The sequence below is a fragment of the Kamptonema sp. PCC 6506 genome, from assembly GCF_000180455.1.
Taxonomy (GTDB): Bacteria; Cyanobacteriota; Cyanobacteriia; order Cyanobacteriales; family Microcoleaceae; genus Kamptonema; species Kamptonema formosum.
This window is the reverse complement of the sequence record NZ_CACA01000102.1, coordinates 1-7,972: the sequence shown is the minus strand read 5'-3', so window position 1 is coordinate 7,972 and position 7,972 is coordinate 1. Positions and strand designations below refer to the sequence as shown.

Below are 7,972 nucleotides of genomic sequence, written 5' to 3'. Positions count from 1 at the left end.
CCCCTCTTCCCTAGCCCCTAGCCCCTAACCCCTAGCCCCTTATCAAAATCACTGGCTCTGCTAATACGAATGCCTTGGGTAGTCACGTAGGCGACTTCGGGGTAAAACTGAGCCGGTTGAGTCTCAGGCCCTCTGGCGACGTATTCAGCAATCCGAATTAGCATAGGTTCCATTTGCAAAGTCATAATTACACTTTTGGCATTGCCGCCTGCTCCAGCATGAACTCTACCCCGCAAACGGCCCCAAACTAGGATATCGCCTTGAGCGACCACTGAGCCGCCGGGATTGACATCTCCTAAAATTATTACTGTACCGGGATGCCGAATTTCTATGCCGGAGCGAATTGTCATCTGTAAATACAGAGGTTCGGCGAGGGAGGAAGCTGTTTCTGAGGGTGTTTTGTTGAGAGAGGAGATGGGGGATTGCTGTTCGACGGCATAGCCGGCGGTGGCGGCGGCGACTGCTGTTTGGCGGCGGATGGTATGAACTCGTTTGAGTTGGAGTTCTACTTCAGAAAGAGCTTCTGCGATCGCTTGTAGTTGGCGAATATCTAATAAGCGATCGTTCGCCATCAGGTGGACTTCTGCATTTGGCTGCCAGAAGCGTTCTCCTGCATTCAGTCTAACTTTTAGCTGTTGCCACAGTTCAGTCCAGGTTGTTGCTGTTGAAGTTGCTGCTTCGCTACTGGTTTCGGGGGGTAGCAGCAGCAACAAGTGCCCGCCTTCATTTTTGAGATGAACTTGCAGGTTGAAACTCACTTCAGGCGTGGAAGCATCGGGGGTAACGGCGGCGGAGGGGGAAGCATCAGTCGTCATGGGACTGGTCTGATTTTAGGTAAGGTTGACTATCAATATTAACTTAATTAGGAATTAAAACCTGTTTATATTACCTCTGATTGCCAGTTATCTGTCATTGCCAGCCAATCGAAGCAATCTAAAGATGCTGCTTTATATTACCTCTTATTACCAGTTGCCTGTGGTTATGACCGCAACTAAACAATCTCAATATTCTCCTAAAGTAGGATCGGTGTGATATTCTGCCTATTTGACAGAACTCATGTTAACTTAGATGGGAATTATGGCCAAGTTACCAGACGAGATCATCACGACTGTTTTCACTTTACAGCGACAACTCTTAGAACGCATAGACGAAGCAACTGCAACAGTGTTTGTTATGCTGGCTGAGTATGGCGAAACAGAGGCCACAGTCCATGAATTAGACGAACTTCAAAGTATCCGAGAACGAGCAGACACTTACTATTCACGTTTTTATGTCACTTTGCGGCGAATCTATGAATCTCAACCTGTAGCTTCTCGTGATAGCCTAGATATCATAGCCCGGTCTATAAATGAGGCTCAGGCTGTAGCTGATGCTACATTAGCAAGTGTCCAAGAAATTAAGAGGAATTGGAATTTACCATGAGTAATGAACTGAGAATACCGGATGCTGAGACTAGAGCACGTTCTGTGGCTAATTTACGCGAAATCGTGAAACGCTGGGATGTTCTTATTGCCGAATTGGATGAACTAAACGCTCGTTTAGAAGCTGATATTCAGAACAGCACTCTGGGAGCTTATTATCAAAGAAGAGCGGCACGTCTGGCAGCACAGCAACAAGAATCCACTGCTCAAACATAATTTTCCAGGGCGGCAATTACCGCCCAACTAGCTATTTACTTAACCGCCGATAAACTGTGGCTAAAGCATCTGCATCCCCGACATTGCCGGGAAATAATACTACTGGTAAATAGGGAAAGAGAGGATGATCTGCTGCTGTCCGTACTACTGAACAACCTGCTAAAATTTGACCTAGTAATCGTGCTGATGTCAGGGATAAACCTGTGCTGAGAACGTCGTTAGAAGTAATGCCTCCTTTGCTAATTAAAAACCCGATATCTGAAGGTAAGCCTCGCACTATATCCATCAATAAAGCTGAAACAGCAGCACCGAAATCTAAGCGTACTTGTACGCTATCAAAGGTAAGTTCTTGACGGCTAGTATAAACTACGGGAGTTTTACCTACAGCACGAACGGCATGAACATTTTCGAGAGTATTTTTTAGGAGTGTTGCTCGTTGTGCTGGCGAATCTTCTAACAAATGGGCGACATCAATTTCAATGCTAGCTGTTCCTGGTTCTTGCAGTAATTTTTCTAATTGTTCGGTTGTTTTTTTAACGTGAGAGCCAACTATTACTGCACCAGGTTTACCACCACGCACGTATTGTGCCATATTTTCGGCTGCTATTGGCTGCGGGCCGAGGTCGGCTAGCGATGTTAAAATACTAGCACCGCTGCGGAATAAAAAGCGTTTACCTTGGTTTGCTGCTGTCAGGATATCTGCTGCAAAACGGTTAAAATCGGCTTGATTTTCGCCGTCAACAACTCCGCATTTGTTACCAGTTAAATTTAGCAATCGTTCCAAACTTCCAGCGCGAATGTCTGCTAGCAAAAATCGCTCTACACTTTCAGCCGAAATCCGATTTTGGGTTTTTTCTGCTACATATTCTGGCAAATAACTATGTTTGTACCCAAAGACGGAATCACGGGCAAATTCTGTTTGTTCTACGGGTGTTTCAATGCCATTAATTATCAGATAATGAACGCTATCGCGGGTAATTCGGCCGCCTTCAAAGAAGGCGGGAACTAAGAAATGAGCGTCAAAAGGGCCAAGTTCTTCGGCGATTACGTCCGTTTCTATGGGATAATGGCCCCGGAGGGTGGAGTCAGAACGGCTGACTATTAAGAAACCTGCGGTTTGGGGGGTATTTGCGATCGCATCTTTCAAGTTGCGACACACTTCGCGGGTGACAGCAGCCGCTTGTGCTGCGGGTAAAGCTCTGGTATTTGTGAGGATGAAGAAAATGGGAGACTCGTCCTCCAGTCCTAACTTTAGGGTATCCACGTCCCAGCGGGTTAGCAACAGACAACTGTGAACAGTTTGGGAACCTGTGGGATCGTCATCGAGGACTATAATTTTAGGTTTGGCGGTCATAGCGATTTTGCTAGTAATTTTAATACTTTTGTTTGAGGACAACTAAAGTGATGTCATCATACACCTTTTGCTCACCGATATGGCGCTTAACGTCCGCGATCGCGGTTTCCTTAATTTCACTAGCTGAAAGCTGGCGGTTTTGTTTAATGATTTCTACCAGCCGCTCTAAACCGTATTGTACTTTATTAATATCAATAGCTTCAGTAATCCCGTCAGTGTAAAGTACAACTACATCATCTAAATTTAACTCTATGGTAGTTGAGGCAACTAAATCTGCAATTTCAGCTTCCAGTCCCAAGGGAAATCTTAACTCCATTGTATCAATTAATTGTACTTCACCGTCAGCTCGCACAACTCTATTACCTCTTCATGTTGACTGCTCAAACTCAGAGCGCGATCTTTAAGGACAGTCATACTCGCCGACCCAAAAGCCAATAGGTCATCATTTCTCCTCTTCCCTTGACTTCGATCGCGCCCCTTGGTTCTAGTAAGTATTTATTCTGTAATTTGTGATAAGTCGCATCGGTGACTTGAATGTATCCAGGCTTACCGTGAGATTCCATCCTTGAGGCGACATTCACCGCATCACCCCAGAGGTCATAGATAAATTTCTTAATCCCAATTACTCCCGCAATTACAGGACCCGTATTAATCCCGATCCGAATTTGTAGAGATTCCCCAAAAATATGCTCCACGTCTTGCATATAGGCGTGCATATCCAAGGCCATGTTGGCGATCGCATCGGCATGATCTGCTCGAGAAACGGGTAAACCACCAACTACCATGTAGGCATCCCCAATAGTTTTAATTTTCTCTAAGCCATACTTTTCAGTGAGTTGATCGAAAGCAGAGAAAATTTGGTTCAAACCTGTTACCAATTGCATCGGCTCTATCCGGGCCGAGATCCCAGTAAAACCTACGATATCCGCAAACAAAATTGTGGCTTCTTCAAAATGTTCAGCAGGGGATTCATTAGTCCGCATGAGGCGATCGGCAATTTCCGCAGGCAAAATATTTAAAAGTAACTGTTCTGACCTTTCTTTTTCTTGGCGCAGTTCTCCAGTTCTTCGCTCCACTCTAGCTTCCAACTCTTCATTTGCCAAATGGAGGGCATCGAGAGAATCCTTCAGTTGTCTGGTCATGCCGTTAAAAACGTTGGCTAATTTGCCAAGTTCAACGATGGAACTAACCTCCACTTGTTGGTTGAGATTGCCTCTAGCGATCGCTTCCGAGGCAGTGGTGATCCGCTCCACAGGACGGATAATCCGGCGAGCGGTCAGGATACCCAACAAAATTGCCAAAATCAAAGTTGCTAAACAGAGCAGGATTGTAGTCTGAGTATTGGCATTAATCTGATTCATAAAGTCTGCTTCTGGAATAGTCACCACCACCAACCACTCAATACCTTTACTATCTCGAAAAGGATCGACTCGGACGAAATAATTTTTACCATCCACAGTAAATTTAAGTTGATGAGATGCTTGGATATTTTGAAAATCACGAAACTGATCTAGCAAAGCTTGACTCGCTTTTTGGGTGATGGCATTGCTACTATTGACAACCTTGAGTCGTTCAATTCTTTGCTCTGGCAGTTGAACAACCTTGTCTGGGTAATATTGAAAGGGCTTTTCCCCTGTAGAGGTGGCAATCATTTCTCCAGAACGTTCCAGAATAAAACTTTGCCCAGTTTTACCGATTTTGAGTTTACTTAAAAAATCCCCAAACATTACCAGATTTAAGCTTGTCATCCACACTCCTTGGAGAGCTCCACTATTGGTATATATGGGTTTGCCAGCCGCAATGTATAGGTATTTACCTGTAATGTGAGGATACAGTTTTGCCCAAACAGCTTGCTTTTTCTGGACGGGAATTTTATAGTAGGGGCGGTTACGGGGGTCAAAGTTAGGTTTCCCGGCGTTGGTAATTTCCCGGCGTTCCCCTCCTGGACTAACGGTATAGGTCGTCAAAGTGTGGTTATTTTCTATCTCCGAAGTACGGATGACGATCTCGCCATCATCCTGCCGCTCACCAGCAAAAAACTCCTGATTGGGGGTAACAAAAGCTGCGGCAGCAACAAGGGGAAAGGCTGGGAGTTGTCGCCATAGAAACTTCTCTACGTCTCTCCCATTATTAAGATCGATGCGGTTTTGGCTCAGGGCTGCATCATAGTTTTCAAAGGATTGAAAGGGAATAGCAACCAGATCGGTTAGATTTTCCTTGATGCGATCGCTAATATCATTCCGCAACTGAGTAGCTACATCATTTACTGCTTTTTGACCGTTTCTATAAGAAAGATAACCAACAACAGCTACTGCTCCAACTGTTTGGACAACAAAGGGAATAATTAGCAGTATTTGTAGGGGAATTTTTCTGAAAAGTCCAGGTGATAAGGGCATCCTTGATTTACCAAGCATAGTGACTCTAGCATAAGCTAATCAGCTTTAATCTGCATACTCCTACACCCTCTACCCATTCGTGACAGGTTAAAAAAGTCAAACGAATGTCACTGAGTAAATATGCTTAATTAAAATTAAATTAAAATGAGAATAAATTGCTAGGAGAGTTGGCGCACCGAACAATCAGATTCGCAGCGTCCAATAGAAATGGTTTTGGAAGATAAATTTGGCTTGCCTCGCCCTAACTGGGTTGAAGATGAAAATTATTATTTTTGGTCTTAAATCACAGTTCGACAGCGGTTAAAATCCCTGGCGGCTTTAAGTACTAGCGTGTCTCTCCTGTAATTTCTTCATTTCCTCCTGTACGCCTACGGCAATCTGCAAAGCTTCATTTAACAACCGCCCTTGCTCGCTCGCCCGATCGTTAATTTGCAAGGCAGTCAAAGCTCGAAAATTAGTATCAAACATATCAGAATGACCAGCTACAAATTTTTTATTTTCCCTGAGAATCCTCTCGGTTTTTAAAGCTCTAACCAAATCTTCTCTGATCAGATACAAGGCTTCAATAACTTGCTCGCGATTGCGAATAGTTACCTTGTGATTGCCAGCTTCTTCTATGTTGTCATTAACTTCTATAGCTTTAATAATAGCATTATATCTGTCCACATCATCAAAAAGATTAACCAGATGTTTATTCCTGCTACTCAACCAAATTTTCCAAAAGTCATCAACTATTAAAGCCAGAGCCGCCGCGAAATGGACAGAAATTAATAACAAATAGTATCTCGGAAAAATTAGCAACAGCAGCAAACAACTAATGGCAACCAAAGCAATAACAGCCAAAGTTTTCAACCCTTCAGTGACAAACTTACGGATCGCAGGTGGTCTGTAGGTACGGTCTGTCCCTACACCACTGAGCCGCTTGAGTTCACCCTTAGTAATTTCCAATCCCTGGATATCAGGTCGCATAAATAATTTTAGCTATTAATTTTAGTTGTAGGTGCTGACGCTGGTATAGAATAATTTAACACCTTGCTCGTAACTTTAATAATTGGCTACTATACTCTAATATCTAAGTTGCAGCTATAGGAACGCTACACTGGAACGACCAAGTTGACAACTCAGTTGCCTAAATAAGCGATCGCCAGCCCAGTTGCCCAATTTTCTTCTACTATGTCTCAACGCCCTATCTACCTAGACAACCACGCGACAACCCCGATCGACGAACGGGTACTCGCTGCCATGCTCCCCTATTTCCGGGAACACTTCGGCAACCCCGCTAGCATCAATCATACCTATGGTTGGGAAGCAGAAGCGGCAGTCAAACAGTCCCGGCAAGCGATCGCAGATGCCATCAATGCCTCACCCGAAGAAATTGTCTTCACTTCCGGCGCAACCGAAGCGAACAATTTAGCGGTCAAAGGCATAGCCGAAGCTTATTGCAACAAAGGGCGACACATCATCACGGTAGCAACCGAACACAATGCGGTACTCGATCCCTGTCATTATTTAGAAAAATTGGGATTTGAAATCACTTTTCTCCCCGTCCAAAGTGACGGACTGATCGACTTAGGCAATTTAGCAAGATGTATTCGCGCCGACACGATTTTAGTCTCGGTGATGGCTGCTAATAATGAAATTGGAGTAATCCAGCCGATCGGAGAAATTGCCGCCATCTGTCGCGGTGCAGATGTCTTTTTCCATACAGACGCAGCCCAAGCGATCGGCAAAATTCCACTCAATGTCGAGGCATTGAAAATTGATTTAATGTCCTTGACAGCGCACAAAATTTACGGCCCAAAAGGCATCGGCGCTCTTTATGTCCGCCGTCGCCATCCCAGAGTTCAGCTTGCAGCGCAAATGCACGGCGGCGGACACGAACGGGGAATGCGTTCTGGTACGCTCTATACCCCTCAAATTGTCGGATTTGCCAAAGCCGTAGAACTGGCCATTTCCGAAATGGACTTAGAAGTGGAACGGGTGACAAATTTGCGTCAAAGGTTGTGGGACTATTTATCTCCCTTGGGCGACATTGTTATTAATGGTCATCCCATTCACCGCTTGCCTGGAAATCTTAATATCAGTGTAGATGGAGTTGATGGTCAAGCGCTGCTACTAGGAGTACAACCTATTGTCGCTGTTTCTTCGGGTTCGGCTTGCACTTCCGCTAAAATCGCGCCTTCTCATGTCTTGGAAGCAATCGGGCGAAAGGAAAAGTTGGCTTATGCTTCCCTACGGTTCGGTATTGGTAGATTTAGCACCGTCGAAGAAATTGATACCGTAGCTAAGCACTGTGTAGCAACTATTAATTCGCTAAGAAAAGTAGCAGTTGCGGAAGTTTAGTTTCGCGATCGCTTCAACCGATTTAATGTTGGTAATTGGTAATAGAAGAAGGGGCTAGGGGCTACGGGCTAGGGGCTAGGGAAGAGGAAGGAGGGAAGACGGAGAGGGAACTTACTAGGACTTACACACCCAACCAAAGAAACCGGGTTTTTCACGAAAATACTTCGTTGTTACCCACAGATTGTCTCAAAAACCCGGTTTCTGGAACCCCATGCTAATAGCTAATAGCTAATAGCTAATTA

8 protein-coding genes are annotated in these 7,972 nt (G+C 44.7%); 3 read left to right on the top strand and 5 right to left on the bottom strand.

All coding sequences use genetic code 11. The annotated features are described in order from the left end of the window. Positions 1-17: 17 nt before the first annotated feature. Complete coding sequence (minC, locus tag OSCI_RS05875; protein WP_007353957.1) at positions 18-815, bottom strand: septum site-determining protein MinC; 798 nt, start codon at positions 813-815, stop codon at positions 18-20. A gap of 262 nt (positions 816-1,077) precedes the next feature. Here minC and OSCI_RS05870 point away from each other — a divergent pair, with 262 nt between their 5' ends. Both OSCI_RS05870 and OSCI_RS05865 read left to right on the top strand, forming a co-directional pair. Then, entirely contained in the window at positions 1,078-1,422 is a 345-nt protein-coding gene (locus OSCI_RS05870) for a hypothetical protein (RefSeq protein WP_007353956.1), read from the top strand. After that, entirely contained in the window at positions 1,419-1,637 is a 219-nt protein-coding gene (locus OSCI_RS05865) for a hypothetical protein (protein ID WP_007353955.1), read from the top strand. Before OSCI_RS05870 ends, OSCI_RS05865 begins: the two co-directional genes overlap by 4 nt. 31 nt (positions 1,638-1,668) lie before the next feature. Here the strand turns inward: OSCI_RS05865 and OSCI_RS05860 are convergent, their stop codons facing one another. From OSCI_RS05860 to OSCI_RS05845, 4 genes are all read right to left on the bottom strand, one after another. Continuing rightward, the gene (locus OSCI_RS05860) at positions 1,669-2,991 is read right to left on the bottom strand and encodes a four-carbon acid sugar kinase family protein (RefSeq protein ID WP_007353954.1); all 1,323 of its coding nucleotides are present in this window, start codon (positions 2,989-2,991) and stop codon (positions 1,669-1,671) included. 19 nt (positions 2,992-3,010) lie between these two features. Then, positions 3,011-3,343, bottom strand: coding sequence for a PP2C family protein-serine/threonine phosphatase (locus OSCI_RS05855; RefSeq protein ID WP_007353953.1), 333 nt, complete (start codon positions 3,341-3,343; stop codon positions 3,011-3,013). A 58-nt stretch (positions 3,344-3,401) separates the two neighbouring features. Further along, positions 3,402-5,387, bottom strand: coding sequence for an adenylate/guanylate cyclase domain-containing protein (locus OSCI_RS05850; RefSeq protein ID WP_007353952.1), 1,986 nt, complete (start codon positions 5,385-5,387; stop codon positions 3,402-3,404). Between the two features lie 318 nt (positions 5,388-5,705). After that, entirely contained in the window at positions 5,706-6,356 is a 651-nt protein-coding gene (locus tag OSCI_RS05845; RefSeq protein WP_007353951.1) for a hypothetical protein, read from the bottom strand. A gap of 204 nt (positions 6,357-6,560) precedes the next feature. On the opposite strand from OSCI_RS05845, the gene OSCI_RS05840 reads away from it, so the two are divergent. Continuing rightward, the gene (locus OSCI_RS05840) at positions 6,561-7,730 is read left to right on the top strand and encodes an IscS subfamily cysteine desulfurase (protein WP_007353950.1); all 1,170 of its coding nucleotides are present in this window, start codon (positions 6,561-6,563) and stop codon (positions 7,728-7,730) included. Positions 7,731-7,972: the final 242 nt, after the last annotated feature.

Bases quoted from the DNA above. Each gene is read 5' to 3' on its own strand.
- minC (WP_007353957.1), bottom strand. From the start codon at position 815: ATGACGACTGATGCTTCCCCCTCCGCCGCCGTTACCCCCGATGCTTCC.
- OSCI_RS05870 (WP_007353956.1), top strand. From the start codon at position 1,078: ATGGCCAAGTTACCAGACGAGATCATCACGACTGTTTTCACTTTACAG.
- OSCI_RS05865 (WP_007353955.1), top strand. From the start codon at position 1,419: ATGAGTAATGAACTGAGAATACCGGATGCTGAGACTAGAGCACGTTCT.
- OSCI_RS05860 (WP_007353954.1), bottom strand. From the start codon at position 2,991: ATGACCGCCAAACCTAAAATTATAGTCCTCGATGACGATCCCACAGGT.
- OSCI_RS05850 (WP_007353952.1), bottom strand. From the start codon at position 5,387: ATGCCCTTATCACCTGGACTTTTCAGAAAAATTCCCCTACAAATACTG.
- OSCI_RS05845 (WP_007353951.1), bottom strand. From the start codon at position 6,356: ATGCGACCTGATATCCAGGGATTGGAAATTACTAAGGGTGAACTCAAG.
- OSCI_RS05840 (WP_007353950.1), top strand. From the start codon at position 6,561: ATGTCTCAACGCCCTATCTACCTAGACAACCACGCGACAACCCCGATC.